Genomic DNA, 16,135 nt, shown 5'->3' on the forward strand with positions numbered 1-16,135 from the left:
ATGGTCTTATTTAAAGACAGAACACTAGGCTTTTGGATCGGATTTATGGCTGCGAGTTTAATGCTGGTAGCTAACATTGTGTTTCTCATTGTTAATCATGGTGATCGCACCTTTTCCTTCATCACCTTTGGTTTAATTATTGCTGGCGTATTAGGAGAATTGCTGGTTTTGCTTAAAAACTATTTCTTTGCCCCTATTCTACCAGCCATTGCCTTTGGGGTCGCATTATCTATGCATTTCTATCTAGGGTTCCCGACATTATCAGATGTTGTAAACGGAGTCAACTTTATTGGAGGAAATCCTCAAGCTGTGCTGGTCTTTGGTATTACCTTTACTATTGGAACTATTGCAGCATTGATCTCTTGTTTTATGAAACAATCCAAGTCCGAAGGGTTAAACCATACTGTTCATACTTCAAATGAAAGCGGAGAAACATAAATGAGAAAAATTAGTATCTGTGATGGATGGAGTTTTATAGAGAATATTACTGATGAATTTTTCAACTTTACAGGTGAGGGGACAGCCGTAAGGCTGCCCCATACTTGTAAAGAAGTCCCTGTACACTACATGGAAGAGAGTGCTTGTCAGATGATCTGTGGTTATAGACGTCATCTGATGGTTCCGGATACACTGAAAGGTCAGCGTTTGTTTCTTCAGTTTGATGGTGCCGCTCACGTAGCAGAAGTATTTGTCAATGGCGAGCAGCTAACGACTCACAATGGCGGATACACTGCTTTTCGAGTAGAAGTAACGGATAAACTGGTGTACGGAGCCGAGAACAGAATTGTCGTTCGTCTGAATACACGAGAAGACGCAAATGTACCGCCATTTGGTCATGTTATTGATTACATGACTTACGGTGGACTCTATCGTGAAGCGTGGTTGTTAGTAGCTAATGAAAGCTATGTAGAAGATGTTTTTGTCCGAACACCGGAGAAAGACCAAGCACTGATTGACGTTACAATTAGTCAACCTGATTCAACACACATTGTGGAATTAAGTTTGTTAGATCAACAGCAAACGATAGTTGCCCATACCACCCTGAATGTAATAGGGGCAGAACTCAAAGAATGCAAGATTAATGTTCCTAATAGCAACGCGTGGAGCCCGGAGACTCCTTATCTTTACTCGTTAGTAGCAACGCTTAAAAAGCATAATGGAGAAATAATAGACGAGTATAATGTATTTTTCGGATTCCGCCAAATTGATTTTCGCTATGATGGATTTTATTTGAATGGTGAAAAATATAAGATTCGTGGGCTGAATCGCCACCAGAGTTATCCGTATGTAGGCTATGCTATGCCTGCTTCAATGCAGGTGGAGGATGCACGAATATTAAAGGAAGAACTACATGTTAACGCAGTTCGTACCTCGCACTACCCTCAGTCTAAGCATTTCCTGGATGCATGTGATCGTTTAGGATTGCTCGTGTTTACCGAAACACCAGGTTGGCAACATATCAAAGACGATGAAGAGTGGAAACAGATTGTTTGTGAAAACGTGGAAGAAATGATTCTGCAGTATCGTAATCACCCTTCCATTATTCTGTGGGGGGTTCGATTGAATGAGTCGCAAGATGATGACGTTCTATATACAAAGACGAATGAAATCGCTCGCCGTTTGGATCACAGCAGACAGACCAGTGGAGTTCGCTTTCTGTGGAGAAGTAATCTATTAGAAGATGTCTATGGGTTTAATGATTTTTCTCATACTGGAAAGAACGCTGCGCTACTACCAAGGTGGTTGATTTCACCGAGTAAAAGCAAAGCGTATTTGATCTCCGAATTTAATGGTCATATGTTTCCAACAAAAGCAACAGATGAGCCTTCTCGCCGGCTTTCTCACGCTATGCGTTACGCCAATGTCTTGAATGAAGTGTATAAAAGAGAAGACATTGCAGGCTCTTTTGGCTGGTGTATGTTTGATTATCAAACCCATGGTGATTTTGGATCTGGTGATCGTATTTGCTACCACGGTGTGATGGACATGTTTCGTAATCCGAAGCTTGCTGCCAGAGTCTACGCTAGTTTCTCAGAAGATGCTCCCGTTCTGGAAGTGGGTTCAGATATGCATATCGGAGATTACCCTGGTGGTGCTGTTGGTGAAAACTACATCTTCACTAATGCGGATCAAGTCCGGCTGTATAAGAATGACATCATGATTCGGGAGTTTGAACCGGTTAACCAAAAGTATCGTTATTTACCACATCCACCGATCGAATTCTATGACACCGTAGGGAACGTAATAGAAGAAGGAGAGAAGTATTCCCGTAAGAAAGCAGATGCCATCAAAGAGAGCCTATTAGCTATCCAGCGCTTTGGAACTGCATTACCTGTAAAGTATATTTTTAAAGCAGTATGGGTCATGTGTCGTCACCTTGTATCGCCGATCACCTTCTATCGTTTGTTTTTCAAGTACATTGAGAATTGGGGAGCTTCAGCACCCGTCTATCGTTTTGAAGCTGTGAAAAAAGGAAAGGTTGTCGCAGAGGTTGTGAAATCATCTAACGCGAGTATTCATGTGGAAACCACCGTTAGTGCTGCGGAATTAGTCGAAGCTGACACATATGATATGGCGTCAGTTCGTATTCGAGTAGCAGATGCCAATAACAATAATGCAACCTACTCTCATTTACCTTTATTTCTAAAAGCAGAAGGTGCGATAGAAATCGTAGGACCAGACTGTGTCGTCGCAGAGGGCGGTATGTGTGGTACGTATATCAAGACACACGGGACAGCTGGCGAGGGAACATTGACAATCACCTCCAACCAGACTGAACCTGTCCAGTTAAGCTTTAACGTGATATTAGAAGGAAGTGATCGGTATGCAAGCAATCAGATTGTACTGGAACAATTATAGAGATAAGCATCCCAAGTTGGCAGAATTTTTAATGTTTCTGATCCTGAGTAATGGCATCACCGTTTTTCAAATGGTTCTTATGCCTGTCTTAAAAGCCATGTTTAGCGGAAGCCGTATGGAAGCCTATACTTTTCAACTTTTTCCGCTAGGTCATAATTTTGACGGATCAGTTTATTATATTTTCAATTATCCGGCTGGTTCAATTGCATCAGGTGGAGGTGGAGGTCTTGCTTACTTCATTGCTGTCCAATTAACCTTGGGTATTGCTCAGGTCATTAATTTCTTTGCGCAACGAAATATCACGTTCAGATCCAAAGGGAACATTTATAAAGCCGCTTTTTGGTATGTTGTAGCTTATATCTTGATTACCATTTGTGCAGGAGCACTTCAGGGTTGGTATAAGGAACCGATCTACAGCTTCTTTATCGATCGATTTGGAAGATCTGGTGAGACAACGGCTGATCTGATCACCATGATTATTAATGCCGCCATTTCATTCTGGGTATACTTCCCGATATTGAAAATCATCTTTAAAGAGAAGAAAAATAAGATATCAATAGGATAAATACACGACACTAAGAAGAGGTTTGTTATGAAACTATTATCTTTCGTAATACCGTGTTTTAACTCGCAGGATTACATGGATCGGTGTATAAGTAGCTTGCTGATTGACGATGAAGAACTTGAGGTCATTATTGTTAACGATGGATCTAGCGATAGTACCCAAAGGATTGCAGAGCAGTATGAGGCGAAGTATCCATCCATTGTAAGAGTCGTACACCAAGAAAATTTAGGCCACGGTGGAGCGGTCAATACAGGTATTAGTTTTGCTACTGGATTATTCTTAAAGGTTGTTGACAGTGATGATTGGATTGATCCTAGTGCCTTCAAAGAAATACTTGCAACACTAAAAACGTTGGTAGCGGAAGATAAGACAGTCGACATGGTTGTAAGTAATTTTGTCTATGAGAAAACAGGGAAAAAGTACAAAAAAGTGATGGAGTACGGAAAAAACTTTCCTGAAGGATGCATTTTCTCATGGGACGATATTAAACCCTTTCGCAAAGGTCAGTATATCTTGATGCATTCGATTATTTATCGCACGAGTCTATTAAAAGAATGCAAATTGAAACTTCCAGAGCATACGTTTTATGTGGATAATCTGTTTGTGTTTAAACCGCTGGAAAAAGTGGAGCGAATTTATTATGTGAATGTTGATTTTTATCGCTATTTTATTGGGCGAGAGGATCAATCCGTCAACGAGAAAGTGATGATTGAGCGAATTGACCAACAGCTGAAAGTTAATAAACTCATGATTGACCAGATCAATATGGAAGAGATTAAAAGCCTGAAACTTCGTCAATATATGCTGAACCATCTCGAAATAATAACCGTGATCTCTACCATATTATTGATTCGTTCAGGGAAGAAGGAAAATCTAAAAGCGAAAAAAGAACTGTGGAAGTACATTAAGGATAAAGATATTGAATTATACAATAGTATCCGATATGGAGCCATGGGAAGATTGATGAATATGCCGGGTCATTTGGGTCGCACAATGTCAGTAGCTGCCTATAAATTATCACAGAAGATTGTGGGATTTAATTGAAAGCATAAAACAACGTTTATCATCTTTAAACCTGTGGATCCGTTTAGAATCCACAGGTTATTTCATATCAATTGCTTTCTTATGAACGAATGAAAGGTCAGGTGAGTGTACATGCAACACGATTATTTAGTCATAGGTTCCGGATTATTCGGTAGTACATTTGCTTATGAAGCAGCCAAACGGGGGAAGCGAGTAAAGGTTATCGAAAAACGAGACCACGTTGGCGGTAATATCTATACGGAACCGATCGAGGACATACATGTTCATAAATATGGGGCGCATATTTTTCACACCAATAATAAGGAAATCTGGGACTACATCAATCAATTTGCGGAGTTCAATCGATATACGAACAGCCCCGTAGCCAATTATAAAGGTGAAATATACAATTTACCCTTTAATATGAATACATTTAATCAGCTATGGGGCACGATTACCCCTGATGAAGCTAAGTTGAAGATTGCAGAACAGATCCAGGCAACACAGATTAAAGACCCCAAAAACCTGGAAGAACAAGCGATTTCATTAATCGGAACGGATATTTATTACAAATTGGTGAAGGGTTATACAGAAAAACAATGGGGGCGCAAAGCAACCGAGTTACCTCCGTTTATCATTAAACGTGTCCCTGTCCGCTTCACGTATGATAATAATTATTTTAATGACCGTTATCAGGGGATTCCTGTTGGTGGCTATACACAAATCATCGAAAAAATGCTATCGAGTGAATTGATCGAGGTAGAGATAAATCAGGATTTTTTTTCAAACAAAGAATCCTACTTAAAAAGCTTCCCCAAAATTGTGTATACAGGAATGATTGATCAATTGTTTGATTACACATTTGGTGAGTTAGAATATCGAAGTTTACGATTCGAATCCTCGACTATAGATCAGCAAAACTATCAAGGCAATGCAGTTGTAAATTATACTGATTCCGAAACACCATACACTCGAATTATTGAGCATAAACACTTTGAATTCGGCAAGCAGTCCAAAACAATCATAACAAAAGAATATCCCCAAGCTTGGAGCAAAGGCGACGAACCCTACTACCCTCTAAATGACGAAAGTAATACTGAAAAATATAGAAAATATCACAAACTTGCAGAGCAATCACCACATATTATATTGGGTGGACGTCTAGGAATGTATCAATATTATGATATGCACCAAGTTATTGCAGCTGCCTTGAACACAGTTAGCATAGAATTCGGGCAGTCCCATTGAAAGTCGCTATTGAGCGACTTTTTTTATTTATAGATCAATATAACAATAGTCTTCCTAATACAACTTTATGCTATATTATGTCTACATAATAATGAAATCGTTTTCTTTCGTTGGGGAAAAGTAATGATTAGCTAGAAATCGGAGGAGTTGACGTGTTGAGAAATACAAATACGAAATGGCGGCTATCCATTAATAAACGTCTGATCATAGCGTTTATTGTTGCGACATTTCCAATATATTTACTTGCAGGCATATTGTACAACTGGACTTCGGATTTACTACGGAAAGATATTATGACCTCGACTGAAACGCAGTCTCAAAAGTATTTAAGTGAGCTTAATAGTACCCTTAGCCGCTTTAATTCACTTCAGTACGATATGCTTAACGATGAATATGTAATCCAGTTTGCGAATGCATATGACACGCTTGAGTCCTATCACAAAATTCAGCTTATTCATTTTTTGAGATCCAAACTAGTATCCATTCGAAACAGCAGCGACTTCATCGTGGATGTACGTCTTTATTTAACAAATCTTGATATTGAAATATCCGCAAACGACGGTTACGGTCAGTTGAAGGTTACAGATATCCCTCCTGAAAAGCTGAAAGATCCTTATCATCTTATTACTTATGATGACAGATTGCTTAGCGTCGCATACCCTCTTGAGAGCGAATATAGAACCACCCCTGAAATAATCGTTGAGATCGAAATGAGAACGAGTGAACTTCATCGCAGCTTCGAAGCTGCGTTAGAAAAAGATTATTCTGGCGCGATTGTACTCGGACTAGGTCGAAACGCCAAAAATATGATTGTTGTGAATGATGACAAATTAGAACAGTCAATCACACGGCAGTATGGGGAAATGAAACAATCAACTCAAGAAGCTTCACCAATTCAAACGAATAAAGATTATATTTTTGTAAGATCTTCTCTGGCGGAAAATGACTTGTATATCGATCATTATTTGTATACACCAACGATGTTTGAACCAATCTCGAAATCTATTATCTGGTTCTGGCTATTCTTCGGACTGACCATTCTAATGGTTGCCCTGTATCTGTACTACATCAACAGAATCATTAATAAGCCTATGGTGAAGCTTGTTCGCGCGTTCAAGCGAATTGAAGAGGGAAATTTGGAACTCAATATTCATCATAATAAGGAAGACGAATTCGGTTATTTATACAAACGTTTCAATGATATGGTAATCAATTTGAATATTTCAATAGATGAGATCTATAATCAGCGGATTCATCGACAAAATGCGGAGCTGAAACAGCTTCAATCACAGATTAATCCTCATTTCCTATATAATTGCCTGTTCAGTATCATTCGTCTTATTAAAATGGAAAAAGACAAAGAAGCCGTGCATTTCACGGATCAGCTTGCCAAGTATTTTCAATTCATAACGCGCAACTCTAGAGATACAGTCACCCTTGAGAATGAAGTGGCACATGCTCGTAATTATGCCATGCTACAATTAGCTAGATTTTCAGATCGGGTGACCGTGAATTTTGGCGAATTACCGAACAGTATCAAAGCTCTTTCGGTTCCACGCCTAATTATTCAGCCTATAGTTGAAAACGCATTCGTGCACGGCTTGGAAAATGTGATAGAAGGAGGTATTCTTAGCGTTTCGTTCCTGGATAAACCTGAACAGATCGTGGTTCTTGTCGAAGATAACGGTGAGGACAGTGAGGATGCTATAAAAAAACTGTCTGCGCTTCTATCGGATACGCAAGATGAACAAGAGATCTCGGGGATTTTGAATGTGCATAGAAGGCTTCAGTACAAATACGGACCAGAGAGTGGGATAAAGGTCAGTCCTAGTGAGCTAGGTGGAGTAAAGATTGAACTAACGATTTCACGGAAAGAGGCGAGTGACGATGTACCGGATGTTAATTGTGGATGACGAGAAACTGCTGTTGAATGGATTATACGAATTGTTCCTGGAAGCCGAAGGACATCGACTTGAAGTTTACAAAGCATCTACTGCATTGGAGGCTTTGAGAGTCATGTCTGAAAAGCGGGTTGATATTCTGTTGTCCGATATTAAAATGCCTAAGATGTCGGGATTAGAACTTGGTGATCAGGTAAAACGGCAATGGCCGGAATGCAAACTCATATTCCTTACAGGCTTCGATCAATTTGATTATGTTCATCATGCCATTAAGCAAGGTGCACAGAACTATATATTGAAAGCAGAGGGAGACGATGCGATCGTAGAGGCAGTTCGTAAAACCATTCGTGATTTGGATGAAGAACAGAAGATGGACACTTTAATCAAACAAGCACGTGACATACAGAAAAAACATGCGGAGCATCACCGCCTTATCTACCTATCTGACTTACTGGAGGGCTTACAATCGCAGGAGGATCTAACACCACAACATTTGGAGGCAATGGGGATCAAACTTGCAATAGACCGCCCCTTTATTATGTGTGTGGCAAGATTAGATTTGGTGAATTCTTCATTACGAGCTAGAGAGAGACAGTTACTTTTCACGGCACTGCATACCGTTTGTGTACGATTTCTGTCAGCCTATTCCGAATTCACAGACGTTGTATATAACCGGGAGTATTATGTTTTCTTCATTCAATCTCGTGATCACTCCTCAAAAGCTGATGAGCAGTTAATAACTTTTATTAACGGGTCTATTGAATTGATTCAGCAAACATTAGAAAAATCGACAGGATATACATTTTCATTTGCACTTACAGAACGATCTATTGTTTGGAGCGATGTAGTCAAGCAGTTTACAGTTCTCAAAGCCTTCTTATCTCGATACTATGATGCTCAAAAAATCATCGTGAGGAATAACAACTTTACAGGTTCGGAGAATCAAGATGAAGAAGAGGTACGTGGGTTCATTGAGGTTTTCCATAAGAAGGCAAATGCACTAGAGACGTACATTGAATCTGGACGAAGAGATGAAGTTCAATTTATATTGTCAGAACTGGCGTCTTATGCTGAGTGGGAGGCCATTGATGATATGCGATACATGGAGATGTATTGCGCGGTAGCACTTCGTATACTGACATCTGCCAACAAATTAGGGCTGGATCGTGATACTACAGTTGCTTCCCATATGTCCAAGCTGTTACAGCCCACATCCATTCTTATACGAAAAGAAGGGATCAAGACATTACAGCACATCTTAAACCAATTTGAACATTACCACTCCTCTCAGTCTTCTAGCATGCGGATAGACATACTCTGGAAAATTAATCAGTACATTGAAACACATTTAGGTGGTGACCTTTCTGTATCCAATCTTGCGGAGCAAGTGTACTTGAATCCGGATTATCTATCCAGAATGTTTAAACAATCAAAAGGCATAACCCTTACGGAGTATATCGCAGCTCTGAGAATTCAAAGAGCCAAAGAACTACTAACGGACCCAAGAAATCTCGTGCAGGATATCGCCAAAGCCCTTGGCTTCACTTCGGCTGGTTATTTCAGTCGATTCTTTAAAAAAGAAACGGGACAAACCCCGCAGGAGTTTCGGACATCTTAAAGACGCAAGGTACACGTTGTCGGCAGAATACAAGGAATATCGGAATTTTGAAATCGCTTTCTTTCCCTCTGGACTGTAAGCTTATCTTGTACTTAATATTGAATGACTGGAGGGGTATACATGACGAACAAAAAAAGGAAAGTATTCTCTTTTGCTGTAGTAATGATGCTAAGTGTCTCACTTCTGGCCGGATGCAGTTCGAACAATGCAAACAAGGTGTCCAATAATGAGGGCGTCAGCACAGCAACAAATCCCCCGTCTGATCCGATGGCTAAGTATGATCCACCCATCGAACTAACAGTTGCTATATCGATTGCCGACGCAATCGCCGATGGCTTTTCTGAGGAGAAGTGGGAGAATAGCGAATGGATCAAAGCCTATCGGGATGAGCTTGGTATTATTGTTAAACCGCTATGGTACACCAAAGGTGCAGATGCAGGAAAGCAGAAAATGAGCGTTGCTATCGCATCCGGTGATATACCGGATCTTGTAGGCGCGAGTCTGGAAAATCTCGCAACGCTGTCGAAGACCAATCTATACACTGATTTAACAGATGTTTATAAAAATTATGGAACACCATTGACGAAGGAGATCATTACCGAGGAAGGCAACACAGCCCTAGAGTCAGCAACCTTTGGAGGGAAGTTAATTGCTATTCCATCGACTAGCTCATCTATTGATAGTGCTTCCTTTTTGTGGGCACGCCAAGATTGGTTGGAAAAGTTAGGTCTACCGAATCCAAAGACGACAGATGAACTATACTCGGCTCTCAAGGCAGTTGTGGAGCAGGATCCTGACGGCAATGGTAAGAAGGATACTGTTGGGCTCATGCTGAGCAAAGATTTCCTTACTCCTGGGTTGGCTGAAGCCATAGGATTATTTAATGCCTTCGATGCTTATCCGAAAACGTGGGTTCGTGGAACAGACGGTAAGCTTGTGTACGGTAGCGCACAGCCAGAAGTCAAGGATGCTCTTGCATATCTTAACAAACTGTATAGTGAAGGTTTGATTGAGAAAGACTTTGGCGCAAAAGATTCAGGTAAAGCAGCCGAGTTGGCTGCTGCTGGAAGAGTCGGTTTCAACTTTGGTCAAATGTGGAATGGGATGTATCCGTTACAGCAGACAAAGGATAATTTCCCGGATTCCAACTGGATGGCTTACCCGATCGTATCCAAGGATGCACAACCTGCTAATCCTCAAATCCAGTTAAATGTTGAGAATTACTATGTGATGCGTAGTGGATACGAGCACCCGGAAGCCATTATGAAACTGATTAATTTCTGGACAGAGTTGAACTATGGGGATACATCCTCCGAGGAATACAACCGATTCTTGGGTCCTGAACCAGCTCCGGGACATCATTATGCCGTTGCAAAGGCGTGGAAAGCAAAAAAGAACCTTCAAGGTCATCTTAATATAACAGAAGCTTTCAAAACGGGGAATGCCTCTAATTTGAATGCTGAAGAAAAAGGATACTATGATAATATTCAAAAATACAAAGATGGAGACAACGCCAACGCTCAATACGAGAAGGTGTTCGGCGAAACCGGTTCGTTTAAATATATGAACGAATATGTTAATCAAGATCTATTCAAAATGAATGAGTTCTATGGTGCACCAACGGCTGCCATGAAAAACCGGTTGAAAACGATTGAACAGGCAGTTATTGAATATTACACAAAAGTTATTATGGGATCCGACTCACTGGATAATTTCGATAAATTCGTTGATCAATTGAACAAACTCGGCCTCGAAGAAGTTACGAAAGAGGTCAATGACTGGGACGCAGCTAAATGATGATGAATAGGGGAACTTCGCAGTTCCTCTATTTTTATAAAAACGGATGGAGTGTGCACACATGGAGCTAAAAGGAACCCGTAAACGTCGGTTCTCTACTGGTGCTTACCATATGATGCTGTTGCCGGCGGTCATTCTGGTTCTCATCTACAGCTATGGACCGATTGTTGGCATCGTTATTGCATTTCAAGATTTTATTCCCTCAAATGGATGGTTTAACTCAGAATGGATTGGATTCGATAACTTTAAGTACGTATTCGGTATGCCAGATACGATGCAAGTTATTGGAAATACCTTATTCATTTCATTGTTGAAAATGATCGTTGGTATCATATTTCCTCTTGGATTGGCGATCTTGCTTAATGAAGTTAAGAACGTTGTATTCAAACGAACAGTTCAGACGGTCGTCTATATGCCTTATTTTATTTCCTGGATTATATTATCCGGCATACTAATTGACATACTGTCACCTTCAGGCGGTATTATCAATAATTTTCTAGGACTTTTTGGTTTTGAACCTATTTATTTTTTAGGCGATGGTGCATGGTTCCGCTTTGTAATTGTTGCTTCACATATATGGAAAGAACTTGGCTTTGATACGATCGTATACTTGGCCGCAATTCTAAGCATCGATAAGTCTTTATACGAAGCAGCAGCGTTGGACGGTGCTGGACATATCAAGCAAATGTGGCATATTACACTTCCTGGTATGAAACCAATCATCGTATTACTTAGTGTTCTAAGCCTTGGAAATATATTAAACGCAGGTTTCGATCAGGTGTTTAATCTGTACAGTCCTCAAGTCTATTCCAGTGCAGACATTCTGGATACGTATGTGTTTCGGATCGGCATGGAGCAGATGCAGTATGGTGTAGCAACAGCTGTTGGACTTTTCAAATCGTTCGTGTCATTTATCTTCATCTGTACCTCCTATCTTCTTGCCTATAAGCTCGCGAATTATCGCATTTTTTAATTGGAATTTACGAGCGATAAGCCCCATTTCTCTCAATAAATAAGGAGGCTGTATACATGATCGAACGACGCACGCTTTCTCGAAAAGTATTCCTATATGCGAACTATATTTTCTTAACCTTATTTTCCATCACTTGTTTATTCCCTATTATTCATATGGCCGCTTTATCCTTCAGTAGTAATGCAGCCGTTTCAGCTGGATGGGTGACGATTTGGCCTGTGGATTTTAATCTGGATTCCTATAAATATATCTTCAGTAACAACATCTTTATGAGTACGGTACTCGTTTCCTTTCAAAGGGTGATACTCGGGGTTTCCTTAAGTTTAACCCTCACTGTTCTTGCTGCTTATCCGCTCTCGAAATCCAATTTGAAGTTTCGTTCCAGAACGATATACTCCTGGTTTTTCGTTATAACGATGATCTTTAATGGAGGATTAATACCAACCTTCATGGTAGTTAAAGAGACGGGGCTAATGGACACCATCTGGGCTCTTGTCATCCCTTCAGCGGTTAATGTATTTAATATTGTGCTCATGCTTAACTTTTTCCGTACTCAGCCGCCAGAGCTTGAAGAATCTGCCCAAATGGATGGCGCAGGTTCCTTGCGAACATTATGGAGCATTTACTTGCCCATATCTAAACCATCCTTAGCCACAATCGCCCTATTTTCAATCATTTTTCACTGGAATTCATGGTTTGATGGCATGATCTATATGAACTCACCGTCCAACTATCCGTTACAGACCTATTTACGAACCGTTATTGTATCAAGAGATTTAACCAATATGAACGCGAGCGATTTATCACTCCTTGCTAATATTTCTAATCGTACGGTCATGGCAGCCCAATTGTTCGTATCCATGCTGCCCGTCTTATGTATCTATCCTTTCCTGCAAAAGTATTTCGTCAAAGGGATCGTGCTTGGCAGTGTCAAAGGGTAGTTTAATCAAACTATACATTATGAGGTGACACATGAATCAGGATCTATTGAAGCGTGCTTTTTTAAATCCGGGTCACTCGTTTCGCTCAGTTCCATTCTGGGCTTGGAACGACAAGTTGGAGCAAGAGGAGTTGAATCGCCAGATTGATGGTTTCAAGGAACAGGGCATGGGCGGTTTTATGATGCATGTGCGTGAGGGCTTGGAAACACCTTATCTGAGCCAAGAGTTTATGCATCGGATCAAGGACAGTGTTGCTAAGGCGAAGGAGTCAGGCATCTCTGCCTGGTTGTACGATGAAGATCGATATTCCTCAGGGATGGGTGGTGGAATGGTCGCGAGTAAAGGCGGCGATAAGGTGCGTGCCAAGGCACTGACTTTAGATATGAGCCGCACCTTTGATCGAGAAGATACATCCATTGTGGCCATATATCACGCCATCATAATAGGGGAAGTATCACGAAGCTGAGGCAACTGGCAGAGAATGAACTCGGAGTGGTTCTTCAGACGAAAGATGAGATCTATCTCATCTTCCGTGTGAGAATCGCTGATAAAAACGACTGGTGTCATGGGGACACCTACACGGATCTTATGAATCCTGAAACGGTAAAGTTATTTATTGAGACGAACTATGAACCTTACAGAGAAGCAGTTGGAGAAGAATTCGGAAAAACGATTCCTGGGATATTTACCGATGAGCCGACGATCCAAGGTTTTGCCGAACGTATGAATGAACCAGAATTGACTTGGATTGCATGGAGTGAACTATTTGCACACGAGTTTGAAGTCAGAAGAGGATATTCCATATGGACGTTGCTTCCATACTTCTTTTTTCAAGGTCCCCTTTCTTCACAAATACGTTATGATTATTGGTTGACCGTGACGGAAACGTTCAGCGAATCGTATACGAAACAAATTGGGGAGTGGTGCCAAGAACAGGGCATTCAGTTCACCGGACATTTTCATTCCGAAGGTAGTATTGTCGGACAGACTCGTCATAGCGGTTCAGTAATGTCGCATTATCGATATTTGCACATTCCGGGTATTGACACACTGGGTGAGCAAACCAAAGAACATTTAACGATCAAACAGGTCTCCAGTGTTGCGAATCAGCTTGGTAAGAAACAAGTAATCACCGAAACTTACGGTGTGACAGGCTGGGACTTAACTTTTGAGAGTCGAAGATGGATGGGGGATTGGCAATTTGCTTTAGGCATTAATTTATTGACTCATCATTTATCCTGGTATTCACTCAGAGGATGTCGTAAGCGGGATTACCCACCATCTTTCAATTATCATACGAACTGGTGGAGTCATAATCGGCGCATGGAGGATTATTATGCAAGACTGGGCTCTGTCTTAAGTGAGGGGAAATTAACTCGGAATGTGCTCGTGATTCATCCAGCTTCATCGGTGTGGTCACATCTCGGGCAAAATGTGAACATATCTTCATGGAAAAATACAGCCGGTAATGAATCCATGCTGACAGACTATGATAAGTCTTTCAACGAATTCGTCAACCGGATGGTTGAATGGCATGTCGACTATGATCTGGGTGATGAGCTTATAATGAAAGAGTTCGCCAGAGCTGAGAAAGGTCAGCTATACGTCGGTGAAGCACAATATTCACTCATTGTTCTACCTTCTCTACACAATGTCATGTCCTCAACACTTGAGGTGTTGCTTTCATTTATGGACAGTGGAGGTATTGTTGCTGCATTTGGGGAAGTGCCGTACTTAGTAGATGGCAGGTCGGAGAGTCTGCAACGTTTGGATGATCTAAAAAAGCATTTCCAATATATTCAATTCAAAGATTCTGCTGAACTGATAACGCTGTTGGACGAGAAAACATCACGTGCCGTAAGCATTCTGGATCAGGATGGCAATGAAGCGAAGCATTTTCTTCACATGCACCGGCAAGTACAACATGGCTCGACTGTTTTTATTGTAAACAATGATCGGAATAACACCCATCAAGTGGAGATCAGTATTTCAGAAGGGCAACACCTGGAAGAATGGGATGCTTGGTCGGGAGAAATGATTCCACGCCCAGTTGCTAAGAAAGATGGCAAGATACGCTTCAGCGATACATTCGGGCCAGCACAGTCCAAGCTATATATTGTTTCATCCACTTCAAGTAATCAAGAGGAAATTGCAACCGTTAACAACGATCAGATGACTGACGTGAATCAAAATCATGGTTCCGCTCAAGATCATACCCTGTTTGAAATAAGCAATAAGTACATTTCAGAGCTACAGCCTGTCTCGTTTGAGAGAACTGCACCTAATGCGCTTGTTCTTGATCAATGCCAGTTTCGCATGGGGAATGAACCGTGGTCTAAGCCTATGGAGGTGTGGAGGGCTCAACGTATGATTCGTGAACGACTGGGTATGCGTCAGGTATTCCACAACGGAAACCTACAGAGGTACTTTTGGATTCATCAGGAACATCCGGGCAATGAAACCCCGCTGGAACTGAGGTTTACATTTGTGGTCGCCGATGTGCCAGCGAATGATGCATTTCTGGTACTTGAAGATGCACATCGTTTCGACTACGAGCTTAATGGCAACTGCTTAGATAAAAAGCCAGAAGGATATTATTTGGATCGGAGTATGCAAAAAATTAAACTGTCAGGATTGCATGAAGGTATAAATACGCTAAAAGTTCTGATCTCGTACTGTAACGATATGGAATTGGAGAATGCATATATTATTGGAGATTTTGCTGTCGACCCTTATCGTAAAATAGTGATTGAGCCTAACAATCTAACTTACGGCGACTGGCGTAAACAAGGCTATCCCTACTATTGTGGCAGTATGAACTATTATTTCGAGATCGAAAAGGGTATTGAATCAGTTAACGGATACAGACTGGAGTTTGGTAAATATGCGGCTGTTCTACTTGAAATCAAGCTGGACGGAACAATATCTAAGACCATTCCGTGGAAAAGCGAGGCATGGTTTGACATAGATCCTGGCGTTCTGACGTGCCAGAAGAATAAAGTCGTGGTTGAAGTCGTTGGAAGTCCAAGGAATCTGTTCGGCCCACTTCATCAACAGGAGACCAATTCAAGCTGGATTGACTGGTGGTCATTTCACCCCGAAGATGAAGATTATACATTAGAATACCAAGGCACTCCCTACGGTTTATTAGAACCCATCAAACTTCTAAGTAGTAACAAGAAGGTTCGAGATTATTGATAGAAAGGAGAC

General features: G+C 41.0%; 12 protein-coding genes. All 12 read left to right on the forward strand.

Annotated features, from left to right (window positions below; all coding sequences use genetic code 11):
* Window positions 1-438: a hypothetical protein gene (locus DMB88_RS14950; protein ID WP_128101987.1), complete on the forward strand. Its 438-nt coding sequence runs from the start codon at window positions 1-3 to the stop codon at window positions 436-438.
* Complete coding sequence (locus DMB88_RS14955; protein WP_128101988.1) at window positions 439-2,859, forward strand: glycoside hydrolase family 2 protein; 2,421 nt, start codon at window positions 439-441, stop codon at window positions 2,857-2,859. It begins immediately after the preceding gene.
* On the forward strand, window positions 2,825-3,424 hold the full coding sequence (locus tag DMB88_RS14960; RefSeq protein WP_128101989.1) for a hypothetical protein: 600 nt from the start codon (window positions 2,825-2,827) through the stop codon (window positions 3,422-3,424). Before DMB88_RS14955 ends, DMB88_RS14960 begins: the two co-directional genes overlap by 35 nt.
* Before the next feature lie 27 nt (window positions 3,425-3,451).
* Window positions 3,452-4,468 carry a glycosyltransferase family 2 protein gene (locus DMB88_RS14965; protein WP_128101990.1) on the forward strand — a complete coding sequence of 339 codons (1,017 nt, stop codon included), beginning with the start codon at window positions 3,452-3,454 and terminating at the stop codon, window positions 4,466-4,468.
* A gap of 111 nt (window positions 4,469-4,579) precedes the next feature.
* Complete coding sequence (gene glf / locus DMB88_RS14970; RefSeq protein ID WP_128101991.1) at window positions 4,580-5,695, forward strand: UDP-galactopyranose mutase; 1,116 nt, start codon at window positions 4,580-4,582, stop codon at window positions 5,693-5,695.
* Between the two features lie 155 nt (window positions 5,696-5,850).
* Complete coding sequence (locus DMB88_RS14975; protein WP_128101992.1) at window positions 5,851-7,608, forward strand: sensor histidine kinase; 1,758 nt, start codon at window positions 5,851-5,853, stop codon at window positions 7,606-7,608.
* Window positions 7,583-9,214 carry a response regulator transcription factor gene (locus DMB88_RS14980; RefSeq protein ID WP_128101993.1) on the forward strand — a complete coding sequence of 544 codons (1,632 nt, stop codon included), beginning with the start codon at window positions 7,583-7,585 and terminating at the stop codon, window positions 9,212-9,214. Before DMB88_RS14975 ends, DMB88_RS14980 begins: the two co-directional genes overlap by 26 nt.
* A 120-nt stretch (window positions 9,215-9,334) precedes the next feature.
* Complete coding sequence (locus DMB88_RS14985) at window positions 9,335-11,011, forward strand: type 2 periplasmic-binding domain-containing protein (RefSeq protein WP_164848699.1); 1,677 nt, start codon at window positions 9,335-9,337, stop codon at window positions 11,009-11,011.
* A 61-nt stretch (window positions 11,012-11,072) separates the two neighbouring features.
* Complete coding sequence (locus DMB88_RS14990) at window positions 11,073-11,984, forward strand: ABC transporter permease (protein ID WP_128101995.1); 912 nt, start codon at window positions 11,073-11,075, stop codon at window positions 11,982-11,984.
* Between the two features lie 56 nt (window positions 11,985-12,040).
* Window positions 12,041-12,925 (forward strand): carbohydrate ABC transporter permease, encoded by an 885-nt coding sequence (locus DMB88_RS14995; RefSeq protein ID WP_128101996.1) that lies wholly within the window; start codon window positions 12,041-12,043, stop codon window positions 12,923-12,925.
* Between the two features lie 31 nt (window positions 12,926-12,956).
* The gene (locus DMB88_RS15000; RefSeq protein WP_128101997.1) at window positions 12,957-13,391 is read left to right on the forward strand and encodes a hypothetical protein; all 435 of its coding nucleotides are present in this window, start codon (window positions 12,957-12,959) and stop codon (window positions 13,389-13,391) included.
* A 26-nt stretch (window positions 13,392-13,417) separates the two neighbouring features.
* Complete coding sequence (locus DMB88_RS15005; RefSeq protein WP_128101998.1) at window positions 13,418-16,123, forward strand: glycosyl hydrolase; 2,706 nt, start codon at window positions 13,418-13,420, stop codon at window positions 16,121-16,123.
* Window positions 16,124-16,135: the final 12 nt, after the last annotated feature.

Origin of the sequence: Paenibacillus sp. DCT19 (genome assembly GCF_003268635.1) — a bacterium.
Lineage (GTDB): Bacteria > Bacillota > Bacilli > Paenibacillales > Paenibacillaceae > Paenibacillus.

Bases quoted from the DNA above. Each gene is read 5' to 3' on its own strand.
- DMB88_RS14965 (WP_128101990.1), top strand. From the start codon at position 3,452: ATGAAACTATTATCTTTCGTAATACCGTGTTTTAACTCGCAGGATTAC.
- DMB88_RS14985 (WP_164848699.1), top strand. From the start codon at position 9,335: ATGACGAACAAAAAAAGGAAAGTATTCTCTTTTGCTGTAGTAATGATG.
- DMB88_RS14955 (WP_128101988.1), top strand. From the start codon at position 439: ATGAGAAAAATTAGTATCTGTGATGGATGGAGTTTTATAGAGAATATT.
- DMB88_RS14980 (WP_128101993.1), top strand. From the start codon at position 7,583: ATGTACCGGATGTTAATTGTGGATGACGAGAAACTGCTGTTGAATGGA.
- DMB88_RS14990 (WP_128101995.1), top strand. From the start codon at position 11,073: ATGGAGCTAAAAGGAACCCGTAAACGTCGGTTCTCTACTGGTGCTTAC.
- glf (WP_128101991.1), top strand. From the start codon at position 4,580: ATGCAACACGATTATTTAGTCATAGGTTCCGGATTATTCGGTAGTACA.
- DMB88_RS14995 (WP_128101996.1), top strand. From the start codon at position 12,041: ATGATCGAACGACGCACGCTTTCTCGAAAAGTATTCCTATATGCGAAC.
- DMB88_RS14960 (WP_128101989.1), top strand. From the start codon at position 2,825: ATGCAAGCAATCAGATTGTACTGGAACAATTATAGAGATAAGCATCCC.
- DMB88_RS15000 (WP_128101997.1), top strand. From the start codon at position 12,957: ATGAATCAGGATCTATTGAAGCGTGCTTTTTTAAATCCGGGTCACTCG.
- DMB88_RS14950 (WP_128101987.1), top strand. From the start codon at position 1: ATGGTCTTATTTAAAGACAGAACACTAGGCTTTTGGATCGGATTTATG.